Source organism: Kitasatospora sp. NBC_01287 (assembly GCF_026340565.1).
Taxonomy (GTDB): domain Bacteria; phylum Actinomycetota; class Actinomycetes; order Streptomycetales; family Streptomycetaceae; genus Kitasatospora.
The window spans coordinates 5,984,285-6,006,389 of record NZ_JAPEPB010000001.1 but is presented as its reverse complement, the minus strand read 5'-3'; the positions used below and the strand labels follow the sequence as shown (position 1 = coordinate 6,006,389).

At 71.6% G+C, this 22,105-nt stretch carries 17 protein-coding genes and 2 tRNA genes; 13 read left to right on the top strand and 6 right to left on the bottom strand.

What is annotated here, in order from left to right; all coding sequences use genetic code 11:
- Positions 1-115 precede the first annotated feature (115 nt).
- The 4 genes from OG455_RS26030 (at position 116) to OG455_RS26015 (ending at position 4,393) form a co-directional block, all read left to right on the top strand.
- Complete coding sequence (locus tag OG455_RS26030) at positions 116-460, top strand: hypothetical protein (protein WP_266297655.1); 345 nt, start codon at positions 116-118, stop codon at positions 458-460.
- 202 nt (positions 461-662) lie between these two features.
- Positions 663-1,268, top strand: coding sequence for a bifunctional DNA primase/polymerase (locus OG455_RS26025; RefSeq protein ID WP_323185577.1), 606 nt, complete (start codon positions 663-665; stop codon positions 1,266-1,268).
- Positions 1,269-1,298: 30 nt separating this feature from the next.
- Positions 1,299-1,372 (top strand) — tRNA-Lys (locus tag OG455_RS26020).
- Between the two features lie 150 nt (positions 1,373-1,522).
- Positions 1,523-4,393 (top strand): hypothetical protein, encoded by a 2,871-nt coding sequence (locus tag OG455_RS26015; protein ID WP_266297651.1) that lies wholly within the window; start codon positions 1,523-1,525, stop codon positions 4,391-4,393.
- 84 nt (positions 4,394-4,477) lie between these two features.
- Here the strand turns inward: OG455_RS26015 and pgi are convergent, their stop codons facing one another.
- The gene (pgi, locus tag OG455_RS26010; RefSeq protein WP_266297650.1) at positions 4,478-6,133 is read right to left on the bottom strand and encodes a glucose-6-phosphate isomerase; all 1,656 of its coding nucleotides are present in this window, start codon (positions 6,131-6,133) and stop codon (positions 4,478-4,480) included.
- A gap of 90 nt (positions 6,134-6,223) precedes the next feature.
- Entirely contained in the window at positions 6,224-7,804 is a 1,581-nt protein-coding gene (locus tag OG455_RS26005) for a Na+/H+ antiporter (protein ID WP_266297648.1), read from the bottom strand.
- A 280-nt stretch (positions 7,805-8,084) separates the two neighbouring features.
- On the opposite strand from OG455_RS26005, the gene OG455_RS26000 reads away from it, so the two are divergent.
- The 3 genes from OG455_RS26000 to OG455_RS25990 all read left to right on the top strand — a co-directional run bounded on the left by OG455_RS26000 (position 8,085) and on the right by OG455_RS25990 (position 10,431).
- Positions 8,085-8,158 (top strand) — tRNA-Lys (locus OG455_RS26000).
- Between the two features lie 251 nt (positions 8,159-8,409).
- Positions 8,410-9,906: a DHA2 family efflux MFS transporter permease subunit gene (locus tag OG455_RS25995; protein ID WP_266297646.1), complete on the top strand. Its 1,497-nt coding sequence runs from the start codon at positions 8,410-8,412 to the stop codon at positions 9,904-9,906.
- Positions 9,907-10,065: 159 nt separating this feature from the next.
- On the top strand, positions 10,066-10,431 hold the full coding sequence (locus tag OG455_RS25990; RefSeq protein WP_266297645.1) for a DoxX family protein: 366 nt from the start codon (positions 10,066-10,068) through the stop codon (positions 10,429-10,431).
- Positions 10,432-10,576: 145 nt separating this feature from the next.
- Here the strand turns inward: OG455_RS25990 and OG455_RS25985 are convergent, their stop codons facing one another.
- On the bottom strand, positions 10,577-11,320 hold the full coding sequence (locus OG455_RS25985; RefSeq protein ID WP_266297643.1) for a hypothetical protein: 744 nt from the start codon (positions 11,318-11,320) through the stop codon (positions 10,577-10,579).
- Between the two features lie 291 nt (positions 11,321-11,611).
- Here OG455_RS25985 and OG455_RS25980 point away from each other — a divergent pair, with 291 nt between their 5' ends.
- The 4 genes from OG455_RS25980 to OG455_RS25965 all read left to right on the top strand — a co-directional run bounded on the left by OG455_RS25980 (position 11,612) and on the right by OG455_RS25965 (position 15,010).
- Positions 11,612-12,157 carry a hypothetical protein gene (locus OG455_RS25980; RefSeq protein ID WP_266297641.1) on the top strand — a complete coding sequence of 182 codons (546 nt, stop codon included), beginning with the start codon at positions 11,612-11,614 and terminating at the stop codon, positions 12,155-12,157.
- Positions 12,158-12,323: 166 nt separating this feature from the next.
- Positions 12,324-13,160 (top strand): DUF4097 family beta strand repeat-containing protein, encoded by an 837-nt coding sequence (locus OG455_RS25975; RefSeq protein WP_266297639.1) that lies wholly within the window; start codon positions 12,324-12,326, stop codon positions 13,158-13,160.
- Positions 13,161-13,220: 60 nt separating this feature from the next.
- Complete coding sequence (locus tag OG455_RS25970) at positions 13,221-14,213, top strand: ATP-binding cassette domain-containing protein (protein WP_266297637.1); 993 nt, start codon at positions 13,221-13,223, stop codon at positions 14,211-14,213.
- The gene (locus tag OG455_RS25965) at positions 14,210-15,010 is read left to right on the top strand and encodes an ABC transporter permease (protein ID WP_266297635.1); all 801 of its coding nucleotides are present in this window, start codon (positions 14,210-14,212) and stop codon (positions 15,008-15,010) included. Before OG455_RS25970 ends, OG455_RS25965 begins: the two co-directional genes overlap by 4 nt.
- Here the strand turns inward: OG455_RS25965 and OG455_RS25960 are convergent.
- The 3 genes from OG455_RS25960 to OG455_RS25950 form a co-directional block, all read right to left on the bottom strand.
- On the bottom strand, positions 14,988-15,461 hold the full coding sequence (locus OG455_RS25960) for a hypothetical protein (RefSeq protein ID WP_266297634.1): 474 nt from the start codon (positions 15,459-15,461) through the stop codon (positions 14,988-14,990). The genes OG455_RS25965 and OG455_RS25960 overlap by 23 nt on opposite strands.
- Positions 15,462-15,706: 245 nt before the next feature.
- Positions 15,707-15,934: an acyl carrier protein gene (locus OG455_RS25955; RefSeq protein WP_266297633.1), complete on the bottom strand. Its 228-nt coding sequence runs from the start codon at positions 15,932-15,934 to the stop codon at positions 15,707-15,709.
- Positions 15,931-18,033 carry an HAD family hydrolase gene (locus OG455_RS25950; protein ID WP_266297631.1) on the bottom strand — a complete coding sequence of 701 codons (2,103 nt, stop codon included), beginning with the start codon at positions 18,031-18,033 and terminating at the stop codon, positions 15,931-15,933. The genes OG455_RS25955 and OG455_RS25950 overlap by 4 nt, the downstream gene beginning before the upstream one ends.
- A 241-nt stretch (positions 18,034-18,274) precedes the next feature.
- Between OG455_RS25950 and OG455_RS25945 the strand changes: the two genes are divergently transcribed.
- Both OG455_RS25945 and OG455_RS25940 read left to right on the top strand, forming a co-directional pair.
- Complete coding sequence (locus tag OG455_RS25945) at positions 18,275-20,575, top strand: MMPL family transporter (protein ID WP_266297629.1); 2,301 nt, start codon at positions 18,275-18,277, stop codon at positions 20,573-20,575.
- 294 nt (positions 20,576-20,869) lie between these two features.
- A complete protein-coding gene (locus tag OG455_RS25940; RefSeq protein WP_266297627.1) occupies positions 20,870-21,904 on the top strand; it encodes a ketoacyl-ACP synthase III family protein in 1,035 nt (344 codons plus the stop codon).
- Positions 21,905-22,105 lie beyond the last annotated feature (201 nt).

Sequence of the window (22,105 nt, the reverse complement as noted above, 5' to 3'; positions counted from 1 at the left end):
CGGTGAACGCCTGCCCTGGCACCGTTCCGCGATGGGTGGGGCGCGAGCGACAATGGACGACGGCCGTCCACCGACCGTCAGCGCTGTCGGTCCCCGAAACCGAAGGTGTTCTCGCATGCCCGATCGCCAAGACCCGCCCCGTCGTCTGCGTCCGGCCCCGCTGCTCTTCGAGCCCGACGCCCTGGTCGCCGAGCCGGAGCGGTTCTTCCAGCTGGAGAACATCGACGACCCGGCCGAACTGCTGAAGCGCTCGACCGACTTGGCGCTGGCCTTCCGGACGGCGGCCGAGCGGGCCACCGACTACCAGGCGATCGCGGCGGCCCAGCTGGCCGATCCGCGCCGTTTCGACGCCCTCACGGCCGCCGAGGTCGCGGCCCGGGCGGACTGGACGGCGGACTACGCGGCCCGGATGGTCGAGTACGGCCGCGGCCTGCTGCGCCAGCGCGGGGCGAGCGAGTAGCACCGGCCGCGTCGCCCGGCGGCCGGCAGGCGGCCGGGCGAGCGCGTGGCAGGCACTCGGGCGAGCGCGTGGCAGGCGGCCGGCGGGCGTGTGCTGGCCCCTGGCATATGCGGCGGGGAAGCGTACGCCGCCCGCCCCGGCGCTGTCCGACGAACACGACTTTCCGTGCGTGCCCCTGGCGGGCCGGAGCACCCTGCTGGGCGTGGACATCTGGACGCATCACTCCGTTGAGTACCTGACCGTCGCGGGCGAGGCCTGGCTGGCCTCGGCCAGCGAGTATCCGCGCAGTCTGCGGGCGCTCTGGGAGGCACGGCCGTGGGCGCCGACGGTGCTGCCGTGCGGCAAGGCCTTCGATGTGATCAGCCTGCCGGTGCTGTTCGGGCGGCGGGTGCTGGACGAACTGTGGTCCTCGGGGCCCGGCTGTGGACCGGTGGCCGAGCACCGGGGGCGCGCCTTGCTCTTCGTCCAGCCGGGCGCGGCGCCGCGGCTGCGCCGGCTGCTCGCCTGGGAGGAGTGGGCCCGGGACGTGCCGCCGCTGCTCTGCCACGGGCTGGGGGACGCGGTGACCGTGCCGCCGGTGCGGCGGCTGCCCGACCAGCCCGCCGCGCCCGGGGCCGGCCCGGGCCGCTGGATCGTCGCACCGGACACCCGCGAGCCGTGGCTGCCGGGGGCCGACGTGCTGCTCTGGGCCTGCGTGCGGGCCGCGCGCGGACCTGTCGCGGAGCAGCGCGGCGCCGCAGGTGAGCAGCGGTCGGGCCCCGATGCCGCGCCGACCCCGCCGGCGGTATTCGATTTTGGCTCCGCCTGAGCCCGCTGCTACAGTCTTCTCTGTCAGCAGGCGCCGCTAGCTCAGTTGGTTAGAGCAGCTGACTCTTAATCAGCGGGTCCGGGGTTCGAGTCCCTGGCGGCGCACCGACAGCCGAGAGGCCCTTCGCGAGAGCGAAGGGCCTCTCGGCGTTTCCGTGCAATCCTCTCGCGCACACCCGTTGACCCGTCCCCGGCGAGGCCAGTAGCTTGCCCCGTGGCAATAAGTAAAGTTTCCTAACTTTATAGGAGCTCGCGATGGCACCTCCGAAACGAGGCCTGGCGACCGCCGCCGCACTGCTGGGCCTGCTCACCCTGGCGGTCCGCCCGACCAGCGCCGCCACTGCCTCCCCCGCCCCTCCCGCTGCCCCCGTCGGCGCGGTCACCACACCCGCCCCCGCCACCGGCTCCACCGCCCTCGCCGACCTCGGCTCCGGCGGCTGGAAGGTGCTCAGCAGCGCCACCGCCACCCAGGGCGGTGGCAAGATCTCCGCCCCGGGCTTCAACACCGGCGGCTGGCTCAGCGTCGCCAACGACGGCGGCGGCGCGCCCGGCACCGAGATCAGCGCACTGCTGCAGAACGGCAGTTGCCCGGACATCTTCATGTCCACGAACATGAAGACCTGCTTCGGGCAGCTGACCAAGGTCGGCGCCGACACGCTCGCCCCGTTCAACGTCCCCTGGTGGTACCGGACCGACTTCACCGCCCCGCCCGCCGGGCAGGACGCCACCCTGGTGCTGAACGGGGTGATCGGCGCGGCCGACGTCTGGGTCGACGGCACCCAGGTGGCCACCGCCGCCCAGGTCACCGGCGGCTACGCCCGCACCGCCTTCGACGTCACCAAGCTGCTGAAGTCGGGCACCAACTCGCTCGCCGTCGAGGTGCATCCGAACAACCCGAGCACCATGCTCACGGTCGACGACGTGGACTGGAGCCAGATCCCGCCGGACAACAACACCGGCATCCAGTTCCCGGTCCAGCTGCGGACCGGTGGCCCGCTGCTGACCGGCAACGCCCACGTCGTCCAGAACACCGCGGCCGACCTGAGCAGTTCGGCGCTGACCGTGAAGACGGACGTCACCAACACCACGGCCGCCGCGCAGACCGGCGCGGTGAGCGCGACCGTCACCCCGCCCGGCGGGGGCGCCCCGATCAGGGTGAGCCAGAGCGTGACGGTGCCGGCCGGCGCCACCCGGACGGTGAGCTTCGCGCCCTCCGCCTACCCCGCGCTCACCCTGGCAGCGCCGCGGATCTGGTGGCCCTACCAGCTGGGCGCGCAGCCGCTCTACACGCTGAGCACCGCGGTGGCGCAGAACGGCGGCACGCTGGACTCGACCAGTGAGACCTTCGGCATCCGTACCGTCGACTCCTACCTGACCGGTGCCTCCGCTGCCGCGCCGGCCGGGGTCCGCGCGTTCAAGATCGACGGCACCCCGCTGGTGATCCGGGGCGGCGGCTGGGACCCGGACCTGTTCCTGCGCTACGACCCGGCCGACACGGCCGAGCAGATCGGCCTGTTGAAGGCGATGGGCGTCAACACCGTCCGCCTCGAAGGCCACTTCATGCCGGCCGACTGGTACCAGCAGATGGACGCGGCCGGGATCCTGGTCAACGCCGGCTACCAGTGCTGCGACTTCTGGGAGGACACCAGCTACACCAGCGCCCAGCAGTCGCTCTACCAACTGACCGCGCAGAGCGTCGGCGAGACGCTGCGCAACCACCCGAGCGTCTTCAGCTTCCAGTGGAGCGACGACGCGCCGACCGCCACCCAGGAGACCCTGGCCCTGAACGGCTTCAAGGCGGCCGACTACAGCGGCCCGTTCATCGCCTCCGCGGAGTACGAGTCCAGCCCGCAGCTGGGGAACGCCGGTGAGAAGGAGGGGCCCTACGACTGGGTGCCGCCCGACTACTGGTACGACACCTCGCACTACGACAGCGGCGACTCGACGCTCACCAACGCGGGCGGCTCCTGGGGCTTCGACAGCGAGCAGAGCGGCGGCAACGCCGTCCCGACGCTGGACTCGATCAACCGCTTCCTCTCCCCCGCCGACCAGGCCGCGCTCTGGCAGTCGCCCGGCGCCAACCAGTACCACGACAACTACGAGGGCACCTCGCACACCAACTACCACTTCGGCACCAACTACAACCTCGACACCGCGATCACCGACCGCTACGGCGCTCCGACCAGTCTGGCGCAGTACGTCGAGGAGGCCCAGGTCCAGAACTACGAGGACACCCGGTCCCAGTTCGAGGCCTTCATCGATCACTCCACCAACACCGCGGCACCGGCCACCGGCACCATCTACTGGCAGCTGAACAAGGGTTGGCCGACACTGCTCTGGTCGCTCTACAACAACGACGACGACCAGGCGGGCGCCTACTTCGGCGCCCAGCAGGCCAACCGGCCGCTGCACGCGCTCTTCGCCCTCGACAACGACACCGTGACGCTGGACAACCTGGGCGGCCAGAGCCGCTCCGGGGTGAGTGTGGAGGCCAAGGTCTACAGCACGGCCGGCACCGTGCTGGACGACCAGACCTCCAGCGGCCTGACCCTGACCTCCCAGCAGGTGGCGAACGCGGTGCTGAAGCCGAAGCTACCGAGCGCGGCGAACACCGTGTACTTCGTCGAGTTGCTGGTGAAGCAGAACGGCACCCTGGTGGACCGCAACGTCTACTGGAACTCCACCACGCCCGACGTCACCAACTGGTCGAAGAGCATCGGCCAGCCGCAGTCGACCATGACCTCCTACGCCGACCTCAAAGCGCTGAGGAACCTGCCGCAGGCCACCGTCACGACCACCGCGACCACCAGCGACCAGGCGGGGCCCGGGGGTTCGGACAGGCAGGTCACCGTGCGGGTCACCAACACCTCGACCACCCCGGCGGTCGGGTTCTTCCTGCGGGCGGACATCCGCCGGGGCACCGCGAGCGGCGGTGAACTGCCCGGTGACAACGAGCTGCGGTCCTCGATCTGGAGCGACAACGACATCACGCTGTGGCCGGGTGAGACGCAGACCCTGACCGCGAGCTACAACTCGGCGGACCTGCGGGGCGCCACGCCGGTGGTCAGCCTCTCCGGCTGGAACGCGTCGAAGACCGACGTGGTGGCGAGCGGCCCGACCGGTTGAACACGGGTGGGCCCCGGACACCGCCGTGCGCGTCCGGGGCCCACCTGCCACCACTCTTGCTCCTACTACTGCTACTGCTACTGGTCAGCGACCACGCAGCGTGCGGTACTTGGCCACCAGGGTGGCGCTGGAGCTGTCCAGCTGCTCGGCGCCCTCACCGGTCAGCAGCACCGGCTCGATCTTCCTGGCGAGCACCTTGCCGAGCTCGACGCCCCACTGGTCGAAGGAGTCGATGTTCCAGATCGCGCCCTGCACGAAGACCTTGTGCTCGTAGAGCGCGATCAGCTGGCCGAGCACCGAGGGGGTCAGCTCCGGGGCCAGCAGCACCGTGGTCGGGTGGTTGCCGCGGAAGGTGCGGTGCGGGACCTGGAACTCGGCCACTCCCTCGGCGCGGACCTCCTCGGCGGTCTTGCCGAAGGCGAGGGCCTGGGCCTGGGCGAAGAAGTTGGCCATCAGCAGGTCGTGCTGGGCCGCCAGGCCCTGGGACAGCTCCGCGACCGGCTCGGCGAAGCCGATCAGGTCTGCCGGGACCACCTTGGTGCCCTGGTGCAGCAGTTGGTAGTAGGCGTGCTGGCCGTTGGTGCCGGGGGTGCCCCAGACCACCGGGCCGGTGGTCCAGCCGACCGGGGTGCCGTCGCGCTGCACCGACTTGCCGTTGGACTCCATGTCCAGCTGCTGCAGGTAGGCGGTGAACTTGGAGAGGTAGTGCGAGTAGGGCAGCACCGCGTGCGCCTGGGCGTCGAAGAACTGGCCGTACCAGAAGCCCAGCAGGCCGAGCAGCAGCGGCACGTTCTCGGCCGCGGGGGCGGTGCGGAAGTGCTCGTCGACCAGGTGGAAGCCGTCCAGCATCTGTCGGAACCGCTCCGGGCCGATGGCGATCATCAGCGAGAGGCCGATCGCCGAGTCGTAGGAGTAGCGGCCGCCGACCCAGTCCCAGAACTCGAACATGTTCTCGACGTCGATACCGAAGTCGGAGACGCCCTGGCCGTTGGTGGAGAGCGCCACGAAGTGCTTGGCCACCGCCTCCTGGCCGGCGCCCAACCGCGCCAGCAGCCAGTCCCGCGCCGAGGTGGCGTTGGTGATGGTCTCGATCGTGGTGAAGGTCTTGGAGGCGACGATGAAGAGGGTCTCGGCCGCGTCCAGGTCGCGCACCGCCTCGTGCAGGTCGGCGCCGTCCACGTTGGAGACGAAACGGACCGTCAGGTCCCGCTGACTGTAGGGGCGCAGCACCTCGTAGGCCATCGCCGGGCCGAGGTCGGAGCCACCGATGCCGATGTTGACGACGTTCTTGATCCGCTTGCCGGTGTGGCCGGTCCACTCGCCGCTGCGCACCCGGTCGGCGAAGCGGCCCATCTTGTCCAGGACCGCGTGCACCTCGGGCACCACGTTGACGCCGTCCACCTCGATCACCGCACCGCGCGGGGCGCGCAGCGCGGTGTGCAGGACGGCGCGGTCCTCGGTCACGTTGATCTTCTCGCCGCGGAACATCGCGTCGCGCAGGCCGGCCACGTCGGTGGCCTCGGCGAGCTCGCGCAGCAGGGTCAGGGTCTCGTCGGTGACCAGGTGCTTGGAGTAGTCCACATAGAGGTCGCCGACCTGAAGGGTGTAGCGGCTGCCGCGCTCGGCGTCGTCGGCGAACAGCTCACGCAGGTGCCGCTCGCCGAGCTCCTCGCGGTGCTTCCCGAGGGCGGCCCACTGCGGGGTTCGGTCCAGGGGGGTACGGCCGTCGGCCTGGGGCATCGGTCTCTCCTCGAAATCGGTCCGGAAGCGCGAAACCAGCCTACGGAACGGTCAGGGCGCCTGGCGCCACCAGCACCTGACGCAGTGCCGTCATTTCCGCTCGGAGCGCAGGTCCAACCCGCGCAGCACCTGGTCCACCAGAGCCGGATCGACGCCCGGCTCGCTGCGCGCCTCGACCATCTCGCGCCGCGAGGCTGCGATCAACTCCTGTTCGAGGGAGCGCAGTCTGCGCAGGTTGGAGACGCGCTGGCGGACCTCGGCGGCTTCCTCCTCCTCGTACTCCTCGGGGCAGAGCCGCGCCAGGCGGTCATGCTGGCGTGCCCGCAGCTTCTCCACGAGTTCAACCGGCAGGTGATCCTGCTCCTCCAGTTCGGCGAGCCGCCCCAGCGCCGCCCGGGCGGCACGCCCCCAGAGCCGGCGCTCCTGCTGCTCGCGCAGGTCGAGGTGCGGGTCGATGCCGAGCCGCCGGACCAGCCAGGGCAGCGACAGGCCCTGCACCAGCAGCGTGAAGAGCACCACGCTGAACGCGATGAAGACGATCCGCCCGCGCCCGGGGAAGTCGGCCCCGGCGTGCGTGGTGAGCGGGATCGCCAGCGCGAGCGCCACCGTGGCCACCCCGCGCATGCCCGACCACCAGAGCACCACGGTCTCCCGCCAGCTGATCGGGATGTCGTCCTCACCCCGGCTCAGCCGCTTGGAGATCCAGGCGGCCGGCAGCAGCCAGACGAGCCGGACCAGCACCACCACGGCGATCACCACGGCCGCCTCGCCCAGCATCGAGTGCCACCCGGATCCGGCGTCCTTCAGCACCGTGGCCAGCTCCAGGCCGATCAGCCCGAAGGCGACCCCGGTGATCAGGATCTCCACGATCTCCCAGAAGGCGCCGCCCACCAGGCGGTAGGAGACGTCGTCGGCGTCGGCCGCCCGGTCGGCCAGGTAGAGCCCGACCACCACCACCGCCAGCACGCCGGAGCCCTCGGTCTCCTCGGCCAGCGTGTAGGCGGCGAACGGGACCAGCAGGTTGAGCGCCACCTGCTGGGTGGGGTCGTCGAGCAGCGCGGCGACCTTGGTGACCAACCAGCCGAGCACCACCCCGATCGCCACCGCCACCACCGCGGACAGGGTGAAGCGCAGCAACGCGTGCGGCACCGAGAAGTCGCCGTCGACCACCGCCTCGACGGCCAGCGAGTAGACCACGATCGCGGTGACGTCGTTGAAGAGCCCCTCGCTCTCCAGCATCGACACCAACCGCCGGGGCAGGCCGACGTTGCCGGCCACCGCCACCGCGGCCACCGGGTCGGGCGGCGAGATCAGCGCGCCGAGCGCCACCGCGGCGGCCAGCGGCAGCTCGGGCGCCAGCTGGTGGAAGGCGGCGGCGACCACCGTGGTGGTGACCACCACCAGGGCGACGGCCAGCAGCAGGATCGAGCGCAGGTTGGCCTTGAAGTAGGCCAGCGAGGCGCGCCGGGCCACCGCGAAGATCAGTGGCGGCAGTACCAGCGGCAGGATCAGGTCGGGGTCGACCGCGACGTTCGGGATCTGCGGGATGACCGCCATCGCCAGGCCGAGCACCGTCATCAGGATGGGCTGCGGGACCCCCGTGCGGCGGGCCAGCGGCATGGTCACCACCGAGGCGAGCAGGACCAGGAAGAGCAGGGACAGCTGGCCCACGGGCTTCTCCTCTTCGGTCCTGTCCGCCACGGCACCCTGCTCCGCCCGGTGCCGCCCGGTGCCGCCCGGTGCCGCCCGGTGCTGTCCGGCGCTGTCCGGCGCTGTCCGGCGCCGAGCGGAGCTTCCCGGTGCCGAGCGGAGCAGATCAGAGCAGGGCAGAGTCGGCCATCATCGGACAGAGTGAGTGTAGATATGACAAACCAGCGGAGAGGGGGTCGGCGCGCCGGAGGTCGATTCGGAGAATCGGCTGCTGACCAGGTAATGTTCTCGGCGTCAGCAGGCGCCGCTAGCTCAGTTGGTTAGAGCAGCTGACTCTTAATCAGCGGGTCCGGGGTTCGAGTCCCTGGCGGCGCACCGACAGCCGGAAGGCCCCTCACATCTGTGAGGGGCCTTCCGGCGTTTCCGGCCGGCTCCGCACCCCGAGCTCCGCACCCCGAGCTCCGCACCTCAGGCTCCGCACCCCGGGCTCCGCACCACGACCTCCGCGGCCGATCGCCTCCGCCGTACTTCGAGGGCTGCTCAAGTCGGGCCGGGCAGGCTGTGACCGGGTTCATCGGGTCCACGCGCACCCGCCGTACGCACCCATAGGAGACTGAGGAGCAATCGTGAGTATCGTCGAGAAGAAGCCGACGGTCGAGGCACCACGGGCGACGGTCGAGGCCACCGGAACTCCCTCCGACAGCCGACGCTGGTGGGTGCTGATCGTCGTCTCGTTCGCGGAGTTCATGGTCGGACTCGACGCCACGGTCGTCAACGTCATGACCCCCAAGCTGCAGACCGCCTTCCACATGTCGCCGACCGGGCTGCAGTGGGTGATGAGCGTGTACGTGCTGCTCTTCGGCGGGCTGATGCTGCTCGGTGGCCGGCTGACCGACATCCTGAGCCGGCGCACCGTGCTGATGACCGGCCTGGCCCTGTTCACCGTCGGTTCGTTCCTGGCCGGCATCGCGCACAGCGAGACCGAGCTGCTGTGGGCCCGCGCCCTGCAGGGCATCGCCGCCGCGGCGGTCTCCCCGGCGGCCCTGTCCATCCTGGTCACCAGCTTCCCCGACCCGAAGGAGCGCACCAAGGCCTTCGGCATCTGGGGCACCGTGGTCGGCGTCAGCGCGGCACTGGGCACCCTGCTCGGCGGCGCCATCATCACCATCGGCTGGCGCTGGGCCTTCTACCTGAACATCCCGGTCGGCGTGATCCTGCTGATCGCCGCCCCGTTCCTGATCGCGAAGGCCAACCGGGTCGGCCCCCGTCCGCAGTCCGACATCCTGGGCGCGGTCACCTCGACCATCGGCCTGCTCTCGCTGGTCTTCGGCATCACCTGCACCACCACCCGCGGCTGGGGTGACGGACTGACCCTCGGCTCCTTCGCCGCCGCCATCGTGCTGCTCGGCGCGTTCGTCATGATCGAGCTGCGCAGCCCCGCCCCGCTGCTCCCGATGCACCTCTTCCGCCGCCGCACCCTGGTCTCCGCCGGGCTCGGCCAGCTGCTGACGGCCGGCCTCATGCTGCCGACCTTCTTCATGCTGCCGCTCTTCATGCAGAGCGTGCAGCACTACAGCCCGATGCGCACCGGCCTGGCCTACATCCCGACCAGCCTGGCAATGATCATCTTTGCCGGAGTGGTCTCCAAGCTGATCCCCAAGACCGGCCCGATGGTGCTCTACGTCTTCGGCACCGTGCTGCTCATCGGCATGATCCTGCTGATGCTGAACTCCAAGCCGGACAGCAACTACTGGTCGCTGATGATGCCGGTGACCGCGCTGCTCGGCGTCGGCCTGCTCTTCTGCCTGATCCCGACCCCGGTGGTCGGCACCTACGAGGCCACCCCCGACGACGCGGGCACCACCTCGGCCCTGCTCAACTCCGCCACCCAGGTCGGCGGCGCCTTCGGTCTGGCAGTGGCCGCGACCACCGTGCAGTCCCGGGCGGCGCAGCTGATGGCGCACGGCGTGCAGCCGGGCGAGGCGCTCACCCAGGCGCTGCACCGCGGCTTCGCGGTGCTGCTGATCTGGGCGGGCCTGAGCCTGGTCACCGGCGTGATCGGCTTCCGCGGGTTGAAGCCGAGCGAGGAGGCGGTGGCCAAGGCGATGGCGCCGGCCGCCTGACCGCTCCCTGGTACTGACCGCCTGACCGGCTGACCGGCTGACCGGCTGACCGGCTGACTGCCTGACCGGCTGACCGCTCCTGGCGTCCGTCCGCTCCTGCCGCCCGTCCGCCCCAGGTACGTTCTCCGTTCTCGAAGAATCCCGAAAGGACCACCGACCATGCGCATTCTCGGCGCCGTGGCCTCCGGCATCCTCATCCTCGAGTTCAGCCTCTCCGCGATCGCCAACATCCCCGCGATGCAGGTGGCGGTCGACCGCTTCACCTCGCTCACCCGCACCCCGCCGCGCCGCGACGTGATCGTCATGATCGGCCTGCTCGACCTGCTGGGCGTGGTCGGCGTGATCCAGGGCTTCTGGCAGACCGCCCCCGCGGTGGCCGCCGGCTCCTTCTTCGCGCTGCTCAGCGGCTTCGTGGTCTACCGCCAGGTGACCCACGGCGACAAGGGGAAGGACCTGATCCCCTACACCCTCTTCCTGGCCTGCGCCCTGATCATGATCATCTCGCGGGCCGGGGGTACGGCCTGACGGCCGACTCCTGACCCGGAACGCCGAACAGGGGTGTGGCGCACGGCACTCGCCGTGCGCCACACCCTGTTCGGCCTGTCCGCTGTTCGACCTGTCCGCCCGGCGGGGCGCGGGACCCGCGACCGCCGAGCGCCCTACGCGACCCCTACGCCGCGGCGGCGGTGCGGGTGCCCCGGTAGACCAGGGTCCGGAAGAGGCCGGACAGGCTCATGCTGAACATCGCGGCGAGCGACAGCCAGCCGCCGACCCCGGCGACCGCCAGCACGGTGAGCGCGTGACTGTCCGACTCGACGGCGAGGATGAACACCACCGCGGCCGGTATCAGTGCGAGCAGCAGCGGCAGCATGGTCCAGAGCGTGCCGCGCACCTGCGCCCCGGCACTGCGCCGCACCTGCCGCCCGGCCTGACCGAGCGCCGCGAAGACCCCCAGCCCGTCGATCATCATGGCCGGCAGCACCAGGTAGCCGAGCATCCCCAGCGCGACGCCGAACACCTTCTCCAGCACCAGCCCGACCACCGGCACCCGGTCCAGCAGCGCCCCCGCGGCGACCAGCAGGCCGCCGAGCAGCGACCACCCGAGGATCCCCGGCAGTCGGCCGGCGGCCCGAGCGAACGCGACCCCGATGGCGACCGGGCGGCCGGCCAGCGCGTCGTCGGCGGCGCAGATCAGCACAGCGCTGAGGAAAGTCGCGACGAGCAGGAGGAGGAACGCGCCCACGCCCCCGAGGACGGCGGCGCCACCGGGCGGCGCAGCCGGCCCGAGCACGGCGAGAGCGACCGCGGCGGCGGCAACAGCGAGGAGCGCACCCGCGAGAGCGGCCAGGAGAAGCAGGCGCGGATGCGCGCGCAGTGCCTTGACGGCGGTGCGGAGGGGGTGCGCGGTGGGCACGGGTTGCTCCTGACAGGCGGGCGGGCGGGGTGGTCAGGGCGGTCGGGCGGGTGACGCGCCGGCGGGGACGCGTGAGACGACTGGGATTTCTGGGATGCCCGAGACGGGCGGGGCTGCCGGGACAGCCAGAGTCGATCATGGTCCGATCAGCCGGGCTCCGCAACGGCATCCGGCCATCGTTATCGAGCAGTTGCACCAGTTGAGCCCAGGCCTGGCCAGTCAGCGCCATCATGGCACCCGCTTGGCGCCATGGTGCTCGCCATGGCGCCACACGTGTGCCATGATGGCGCCATGGACCTCACTCCGTACGTCGACAACCTCCGGCACGAACTCGCGGTGGCCGCGGCCGCGGGTGGCGACGAAGCCAGGGCGCTGGCCGAGCGGCTGACCGCGCCGCTGGAGTCGGCTGCCCGCCTCGTCCTGCTCAACGCGCTCTCCGTCGCGATGGGCGAGGTGACACTGGACCTGGCACCCGGCTCGGTGGACGTACGACTGCGCGGGTTGGATCCGGAGTTCGTGGTGACACCACCGGCCCAACTCGCCTTCGGCCAACGGGACGCACCGGCGGAGCCACCGGTGGCACCACTCGTGGCACCACCGGCGGCAGTGCCGGGGTCAGCCGCGGAGGGCGAGGAGAGCGGCACGGCCCGGATCAACTTCCGACTGCCCGCCCACCTCAAAGCCCGGGTCGAGGACGCGGCGGTGCAGGAGGGCCTCTCCGTCAACGCCTGGCTGGTGCGGGCCGTGGCCCTCGCCCTGGAGCCCGCCGATCAGGGTCGCTCGACCGGCACCACCCGGCACTGGGGCCAGCAGGGCTACACCGGCTGGGTCCGCTGACCGACGCTGCCTCGCCCACAGCACGCCCACGGCCACGGCCACAGCCACAGCCACAGCCACAGCCACAGCCACAGCACGGTCACCCAAGACTCACCTTCACCCACGCCCGCGCGCCCGCGCGCCAACCAGCGGGAACGTATCGCAGAGCCGAGAGGACGAGACAGCCATGCCTGAATTCGACACCCCTGAACCGATTTCCGTGACCCTGGAGTTCGACATCGGTTCGGTGCGGATCACCGCGAGCAAGCGCACCGACACCGTGATCACGGTGCTGCCCAGCAACCCCGCCGAGGAGGTCGATGTGCGGGCCGCCCAGCAGACCAAGGTCAGCCGCGCGGATGGCACGGTACTGATCAAGGGCCCCCGCAAGCGCTCGCTCTTCGGCCGCAGCGGCTCGCTGGACATCAGCATCGCGTTGCCCGACGGCTCCGCCGTGCACGGCAACTCGCCGATGGGCGACTTCGTCGCCGAAGGCCACCTCGGGGACTGCAAGTTGAAGACCTCGGCCGGTGACATCCGGCTGGACCAGGCCGACCGCGTGCAACTGAAGACCGGTCACGGCACCGTCCGGGTGGAGCGTGCGGCGGGCGCTGCCGAGATCACCGGCTCGGGCCGGATCGAGGTCGGCGAGGTGGCCGGCACCGCGACCGTGCGCAATCTCAACGGCGAGACGGTGATCGGCGAGGTCATCGGCGACCTGCGGGTGCACTCCTCCAACGGCCGGATCGTGGTCGGCGTCGCGCATGCCGGGGTCGATGCCAAGTCCGCCCACGGCGACATCCGGATCGGGGAGGTGGCACGCGGGCAGATCCTGCTGCAGACCGGCGCCGGCGACCTGGAGTTGGGCATCCGCGAGTCGACCGCCGCCTGGCTCGACCTCAACACCAACCTCGGCGGAGTGCACAACGCGCTCGGCCCCACCGACGGCCCACGAGCCACGGACGAGAGGGCCGAGGTGCGGGCCCGCACCGGCCTCGGCGACATCACGATCCACCGGGCCTGATCCGAACCACGTCCCACGAGCCATCCCGCACACCTCGTACGCTGCGAAAGGAGCAAGCTCTTGACCAGCACCGGTCCCACCACCGCGCGCGCGTCGGCGATCACCGCCATCGGGTTGACCAAGTCCTACGGCGACAAGCTGGTGCTCGACGGCATCGACCTGCTCATTCCCGAAGGCACCGTCTTCGCCCTGCTCGGGCCGAACGGCGCGGGCAAGACGACCGCCGTACAGATCCTCTCCACCCTGATCCCGGCGGACTCCGGTGCGGCCCAGGTGGCCGGCCACGACCTCGCCGGTGACCCGGACGGCGTGCGAGCGGCGATCGGCGTCACCGGCCAGTTCTCCGCCGTGGACAACCTGCTCACCGCAGAGGAGAACCTGCTCCTGATGGCGGACCTGCACCACCTGGACCGGCGCGAGGGCCGCCGACGCGCCGCCGGGCTGCTGCACCGCTTCGAGCTGACCGAGGTGGCCGGCAAGACCGCCGTCACCTTCTCCGGCGGCATGCGGCGAAGGCTCGACCTCGCGATGACCCTGGTCGGCGACCCCCGGGTGATCTTCCTGGACGAGCCCACCACCGGGCTCGACCCGCGTAGTCGGCGCACCATGTGGGAGATCATCCGCGAACTGGTCCGCGCCGAGGGCGTGACCATCTTCCTGACCACGCAGTACCTGGAGGAGGCCGACCAACTCGCCGACCGGATCGCCGTGCTGGACCACGGGAGGTTGGTCGCCGAGGGCACCGCGGCCGAACTCAAGCACCGGATCCCCGGCGGTCACCTCCAGCTGCGGTTCGCCGATCCCGGCCGGCTCGACGCGGCGGCCGCGCTCTTCGACCGGGCCGGTCGTGACGAGGAGGCGCTCACCCTGCGCATCCCCGGTGACGGTGGCATCCCCGCGCTGCGCGCTGTCCTGGCGACGCTGGACAGCGCATCGATCGAGGCGGAGTCGCTCACCGTACACACCCCGGACCTGGACGACGTCTTCCTCACCCTCACCGGCGGCGGCCGCCACGCCCCCAGCCATCCGCACGCGACGGAGCCCGTGCGATGACCGCCCTGTCCTACGCCGCGCGCGACTCGGTGACGATGTTGCGGCGCAACCTGAAGCACGCGCTGCGCTACCCGTCCCTGACGTTGTCGGTCGCCGCGATGCCGGTCATGATGCTGCTGCTCTTCACCTACGCCTTCGGCACCGCGCTGGGCAACGGGATCAACGGCCTGGCCGGCCACGCGGTCGGCGGCCCCGGTTACATCGACTACGTCGCACCCGGCATCATCCTAATGGCCGCCACCTCGGGCGCCCTGGTCACCGCGGTCGGCGTCTGCGTCGACAAGACGGAGGGCATCGTCAACCGGTTCCGGACCATGGCGATCTCCCGGGCCTCCTTCCTGACCGGGCATGTCATAGGCAGCGTGATCCAGACCATGGTGAGCATCGCGGTGGTGATCGGTGTCGCGTTGCTGGTCGGGTTCCGGCCCACCGCCGGGCCCACCCAGTGGCTGGCCGCCACCGGGCTGCTCACCCTGCTCACCTTTGGACTCACCTGGCTCTCGGCCGCCATCGGCCTGGTGGCCCGAACCCCGGAGACCGCCAGCAACATCCCGCTGCCGCTGCAGTTCATGCCGTTCCTGGGCAGCGCGATCGTCCCGACGTCCTCGATGCCGAGCGGGCTGCGCTGGTTCGCCGAGTACCAGCCCTTCACCTCGATCATCGAGACCCTGCGCGGCCTGCTGACCGGCACCCCGATCGGCGGCCAGGCGATCGCGGCGATCGCCTGGTGCCTCGGGCTCACCCTGGTCGGCTACCTGTGGGCGCGCACGGTGTTCAACCGCGGCGCGACGCGCTGACCCGTCGCTGACCGCCGACCGACCGCGCGGCGGAGGGAGCAGCACCGGCAGCGGCCATGGTGGAGCGGGCCGCGCCGCCCCGACCGCGCAGCGCCGCGGCGCGCGCGGCGATCATCACCAGCGCCGCAGCCAGGAAGAGCGAGTAGGAGATCAACTCGGAGCCGTGGGCGCCGTGGCTGAGCTGGCGGTAGAGGATGCCACCACTCAGCAGGGCGAACCAGACGCCGGCCGCGACCGCCGCAGCCGGCCGCCGGAAGCCGGCCACCGCGCCGATCACCCCCAGCAGATCGAGCACGCCGATCAGCACGATGACCCCGTGTCCGGGCGTGCTGCGGGTCAGGGTGTCGAAGCGGTCCACCGCGACCTTCATGACCGCGATCATGCTGATCGCGGACATGGAGAACTCGAGGATCAACAGACCGGAGGCGATATGGCCGATGGTCTTGCGCATGATCGCTGCCTTTCGGGAGGGGTTGGTGAAACGGGCTCGGCTGCCCAGGCCGGCGCGGGTCGCGCCGGCCTGGGCAGCCGGGGTGGACGGGGCGGCGGCGTGCACCGCGCCCGAGGGATCGGGACAGGAACAGTGGTAGGAGCAGGGATGAAGAGCGGTGCGCAGACCGGGAGCGGCCCCAATTGCCGTTCGCGAGCAGTGCGGTGGCCGGCGACAGACGGGGCCCCGGTGATCGGCGCCGCGGCTCAGACCTCGGCGACCCGGTTGTAGATCGCCCGCAGGCTGCGGTCCGCCAGCAGACGGCCGACCGGGACCCGCTTGCCGGTCTCCCGCTCCACGGCGGAGACCAGTCTGAGCATGTGCAGCGAGTCCCAGCTCACCACGCCGTCGAGGTCGCCGTCCAGGTCGTTGCCGTTCAGCGGCAGGGCGAGTTCGTCGCGGACGATGCGGATGAAGTCGGTCTCGGTGATCATGAGTTGAATCCCTCTCTGGTGGAGCCGGCGACAGCGGAGTCAGTGGCGGCGAGGACGGTGGCAGCGGGGTCAGCGGCAGCGGGGTCAGCGGCAGCGGGGTCAGCGGCAGCGGGGTCAGCGGCGGCGGCGAGGTCGACCTCCAGCCGGAGGTGACCGGGGACCTCCGGCAGGTCGGCCAGGTCGTGGCGGAAGGCGAGGGCGCCGTCCTGCCCAGAGGCCCCGTCCTGATCGGAGGCCCCGTCCTGATCGGGGACCGGGGCGAAGCCGAGCGAGGGGTAGAAGTCGCGCACCCCCTTGTTCTTGGTGGTCGGGCGGTAGCTCGCGTGGACCTCGGTGACCCCCTGCTCCCGGGCGTGGGCGAGCACCGTGGCGAGCGCCGCCTGCTCGATGCCGCGGGCGAAGACCCGGCAGCTGAGCAGCACGTTGTCGATGTCCAGCCGGTCACCGGTCCGGTGCGCGAACACCGCGCCGACCACGCCGTTGTCGCCGAACCGGTCGGCCGAGCGCACCGAGAGCACCAGGTGCCGCGCGTCGGCCGCCCTGGCCTGCACCTCGTCCGGCTGCAGCCGGGTCGTGGTGAGGTTGAACTGGTTGGTCCGCAGGGTCAGTTGGGAGACCCGGGCGATGTCTCCCGGGCCGACCGCGGCGACCTTGACCACCACGCCGAGCAGCGCGAGGTACTCCTCCACCGAGGTGGCGGCGTCCTGCAGCTCCTGCCGGGCCGAGTCGGTGCGGTACTGCGCGGACCGGATCCGGTCCTCGTCGGTCAGCTGCGGCACGTCGAACCAGCCGTCGGCGAGCAGCCGTTCGATGTGCAGGGCCGGCTCCTCGTCCAGCCGGACCACCGCGACGCCCGGCAGGCTGCTGGCCACCAGGCCGCACTCGAAGGGTGAGTCGTCGGCGAAGACGAAGCTGTCCACCCCGAGGTTGAGCTTGGCCGCGATGTCGCGCAGATTGCCGTCCTTGGGCAGCCAGTTGGCGTTGATCCGGCTGAAGGCGGTGTCCCGCAGCACCATGTCCGGGTGCTCCTGGAGCACCTTCAGCACCGCGTCCTGGTCGTTCTTGCTGCTGACCGCGAGCAGCACGCCCTGCGCGCCGAGCTGCTGCGCGACCCGCTGGAAGTTGCCGAAGGCCTCGCCGCGGAAGGTGGTGGCGGCGGCGATGCCGTCGAAGCCGTCGTCACCCAGCACGCCGTCCCAGAGCGTGTTGTCGGCGTCCAGCACCAGGACCTTCTTCGCCCGACCGCGCAGCGTGCGCCCCAGGTGCGCGACCTCGCGGGCGTAGCGGGTGAGCAGCTCGTCGCCGAGGTTGACCTTGGCGTAGGAGGCCATCCGGGGCTCGTTCACCGGGCCACCGATCGCGACCAGCGGCTCCAGGTCGATCACGTGCACCCGCTGGTGCTGCTCGGCCAGCCGCAGCAGTCCGGTGTTGAACTCCCGCCAGGCGATGGACAGGCGGTTGCGCGAGCGCAGGTCGACCAGCTGGTGGGTGTGGGTGCGCAGCAGCGGCACGGTGTTCAGCACCAGGGTGCCGGCGCCGTGCTCCAGATAGCGTTCCACCAGTCGCCCCAGCTGGGCGAGCTTGGTGGCGGCCGCCTTCTCCAGGTCCTCCACCAGCCAGGGCTGCGGCAGTTCGTCGAAGACCACCTGGGCGTCCAGCACGCAGAGCGCCAGGTCGGTGCCCTCGGCGTACAGGTGGCTGTCGGTGTCGCGCAGGTCGCGCAGGTAGGCGTCGAAGTCGCCGCTGCTGGCCCGCAGCAGGATGCCGTGGCGGGCGAGTTCGGCGGTCAGCGGGGCGGTCAGGGTGCCCAGGGTGGAGTGCCCGGTCACCGCGACCCTGAGCACCTCCACGCGCCGGCCGTCCTGCTCGGCGGCGGCCAGCACCGCCTCCTGGTCGAGCCGGGAGAGCAGCGCCCCGGCCCGGACCAGCTCGACCGGGGCCTTCTCGCCCGCGGCCAGCTCGGCCAGCGGACCGGCGGCCGCGGTGAAGTCACGGGTCAACGCGCCCTCGGCGAAGAGTGCGCGCAGCACCTCCAGCGGGGGTTTCGGCTCGGCTGCGGCCGGCCCGGAGGCGTGGGCCGGATTCTCGACGATGGTCACAGGTCTCTCCTCGAGGACGACTGCCGCGATGATCCCCGGTGATTCTCGAAGGCCGGTCGAGCCGGTGGGCCCCGAACACCAGCGTGACGGTCACCCAACTGTGCGTGAGCCTCTCGACCCCGGCTCAAGTCCGGTCGCGCATCCTGGAGGACGCCGCGCTCCGCGCACGTTCCCGTTCGCGTTCCCATCGGGACTGCCGGTCGGGCGGGCACACCCGACTCGTCCCTCCAGGAGGGCCCCCGTGACCACTAGGCCGAACACCGGGCCGACCGCACGGCCGAGCACCAGGCCGCACAGCAGGCCAGGACTCGCCGTGGCGATCGGCGACTGGAGCACCCGCCATCGAAAGCTCGCCGTCTGGGGGTGGCTGCTCGCCGTCGTCCTCGCGACCATGATCGGGACGGCCGTCGGCACCGCCAAGTCGACGGACGTCGACAACGGCGTCGGCGAGTCCGGACGTGCCGTCAAGATCCTCTCCGACGCCGGGCTGCGCACCCCGGCCGCCGAGACCGTGCTGATCCAGAGCAGCCAGTTCACCGCCGACGACCAGCGCTTCCGCGCCGCCGTCGAGCAGGCCGCGGCCGCCGTCCAGGGCACCGGCGCGGTGAGCGACGTGCAGAGCCCCTACGACGACGGCGCGATCTCGGCCGACCGGCACTCGGCGCTGGTCACCTTCTCGATGACCGGCGCCCCCGACACCGCCGCCGACCGGGTGCAGCCGGTACTGGACGCCGTCGCCAAGGTGCAGGCGGCCCAGCCGGGCCTGCGGGTCGAGGAGTTCGGCGAGGCCGGGGCGAAGAAGGCCTTCAACGACATCTTCACCGGTGACTTCAAGCAGGCCGAGTGGACGGCCGTGCCGCTGGCCCTGGGCATCCTGCTGGTGGTCTTCGGCGCGCTGCTCGCCGCCGTGCTGCCGGTCGCGCTGGCCGTCACCGCCTTCACCGGCGCCTTCGGCCTGGTCGCGGTCAGCAGCCACCTGGTGCCCACCGACGACAACGCCAGCTCGGTGATGCTGCTGGTCGGCCTCGCCGTCGGGGTCGACTACTGCCTCTTCTACATCCGCCGCGAGCGCGAGGAGCGGGCGGCCGGCCGGGAGCCCGGGGCGGCGCTGCGGATCGCCGCGGCCACCTCGGGCCACTCGGTGCTGGTCTCCGGCCTGACCGTGGCGGTCGCGATGGCCGGCATGTTCCTCACCGGGATCGCCACCTTCCAGGCGATGGGCCTGGCCACCATCCTGGTCGTGGTCGTCGCGGTGCTCGGCTCGGTGACCGTGCTGCCGGCGCTGCTCTCGATGCTCGGCGACCGGGTGGAGAAGGGCAGGGTGCCGCTGCTCTCCCGGATGCGCCGCAACAACCCGGCCGGTGGCAGCCGGATCTGGGCCGCCATCATCCGCGCGGTGCTGGCCAAGCCGCTGCTCTCGACCGTGGTCGCCGCCGGCGTGCTGCTGGCGCTGGCCGCGCCGGTCTTCAGCATGCACACCGCGCAGCTCAGTTCGGCGCAGGAACTGCCCAGCGGCAACGCCGTGGTGGCCACCGGCGAGCGCATCCAGCAGGCCTTCCCGGGCAATCCGCTCCCCGCCCAGGTCGTCCTCAAGGCGAAGGACGTGACGGACCCGGCGGTCACCAAGGCGATCGCCGACTTCCAGCGCGAGGCGCTGGCCACCGGCCAGGTGCACCAGCCCGTGAGCGTCGCGGTGCACCCGCAGCAGGGCGTCGCGGTGATCGACCTCTCGCTGGCCGGCACCGGTACCGACACCGCCAGCGTCAACGCGGTGAAGACGCTGCGCGACACCGTCGTCCCGCACACCCTGGGCACCGTGGCCGGCGCCGAGGTGGCCGTCGGCGGCTCCACCGCGGCCTCGATCGACTTCAACAGCCAGCTCAGCGGCAGCGTGGTGCCGGTCTTCGGCTTCGTGCTGGTGCTGGCCTTCGTGCTGATGCTGCTGTCGTTCCGCTCGCTGGTGATCGCCGTCACCGCCGTGGTGCTCAACCTGCTCTCGGTGGGCGCCGCCTACGGTGTGCTGACCCTGGTCTTCCAGGACGGTGTGGCCGCCTCGCTGCTCGGCTCGCACAAGGTGGGCGCGATCGAGGCCTGGCTGCCGCTCTTCCTCTTCGTCATCCTCTTCGGCCTCAGCATGGACTACCACGTCTTCGTGGTCTCCCGGATCAAGGAGGGGCGCGACAAGGGCCTGGCCACCCGGGACGCGATCGCGCACGGCATCGGCAGCACCGCCGGTGTGATCACCAGCGCGGCCGTGATCATGGTGGGCGTCTTCGCCATCTTCGGCACCCTCTCGGTGGTCTCGATGAAGGAGATCGGCGTCGGGCTCGGGGTGGCGGTCTTCCTGGACGCCTCGATCATCCGCGGCGTGCTGCTGCCCGCCGTGATGACGCTGCTGGGCGACCGCAACTGGTACCTGCCGAGCTGGCTGGCCTGGCTGCCCGACCTCTCGCACAGCCGCGGCGAGGCGGCGGTCACCGCCGACCTCGCGGCGGCAGCGGCGGACTCGCGGCACGAGCCCCGCGAGTCGGTCCTGCTCTGACGGACCGCGGCTGCGCAGGTGCCTGCCGGGCGGCGGCCCACCGCGCGGTGGGCCGCTCCCGCCCCCACATCCGCGCCCCGCTCCTGCCGCGCGCAGGAGCGGGGCGGGGGCGGGGCGGCCCGCCCCTCGTCCGCCCGCCGCTCCCCGCTCTCCTCCCCGGCCGCCGCTCCCCGCTCTCCTCCCCGGCGGCCGCTCGCCGCTCCCCTCCGGCTGCCCCTGCTCCGCCCGAACCAGCTTGCCTGCTCCGTGCATCCCGTGTGGTCCCCACCCCCCGTCACATCCCTGGAGACATCAGTGCGTTGGGAAAACCTGTACATCGCCGGCCTCGGTGCCTACCTGCCCGAGCACGAGGTGACCGCCGAGCAGGCGGTCGCCGCCGGCCAGTACGACGCCGGCAGAGCCGAGGCGAACGGCATCCACGCGGTACGCGTCGCCTCGCACGAGGAGACCGGCCCGGTGATGGCCGCCGCGGCGGCCCGCCAGGCGATCGCCCGCTCCGGCCACGCGAACGAGGACTTCGGCCTGGTCCTGCACAGCGGCATGGGCCACCAGGGCCAGGACTTCTGGACGCCGGCCCACTACGTCCAGAACGAGACGGTCGGCGGCGACGCCGCCGCGATCGAGTTCCGCCAGGGCTCCAACGGCGGCCTGGCCGGCGTCGAGCTGGCCGCCTCCTACATCGTCTCCCGCCCCGACACCACCGCCGCCCTGGTGACCGCCGGCGACTCCTTCAAGCTCCCCTACGTGGACCGCTGGAACAGCGACGACCAGACCGTCTACGGCGACGGCGCCGGCGCGATCGTGCTCTCCACCCGCGGCGGCTTCGCCAAGGTCCGCTCCACCGCGAGCATCTCCGAGTCCTCGCTGGAGCCCATCTACCGCGGCACCGACTGGACCGACGTCCCCTTCGAGAGCGGCCGCCCCGCCGACCTCGACGAGCGCAAGCGCTCCTGGCTGACCCGCCACGAGAGCGCCTACGAGGAGGCCATGGGCCGGATCGGCGACAAGTTCGCCGCCGTGCTCGGCAAGGCCCTGGAGGACGCCGACACCAAGCTGCCCGACACCCAGTGGTTCATCCACGCCAACGTGGCCCAGACCATCGCCGAGTGGGGCTTCTACCAGCCGCTGGGCCTGGACCTCTCGCAGACCACCTACGAGTGGGGCAAGCACCTGGGCCACATGGGCGGCGGCGACCACCTGATCGGCCTCAACCACCTCTTCGAGACCGGCAAGCCGAAGGCCGGCGACCTGGTCGTCGCGGTGGGCGTCGGGCTCGGGTTCATGTGGACGGTCGCGGTGATCGAGGTGCTGGACGCGCCGCAGTGGTGAGCGGGGTGAGCGGCCCGGTTCGCCGACCCCCGGTCGAGCTGGCCTGATCGCCGGTCAGCACGCCCGGACGTCCCGGTGGAGCCACTCCACCGGGACGTCCGCGTGCCCGCGTGCCCGTCTGCCTGCCCGCCCGTCTGCTCGCCCGTCTGCCTGCCCGCCCGTCTGCTCGCCCGTCTGCCTGCCCGCCCGTCTGCCTGCCCG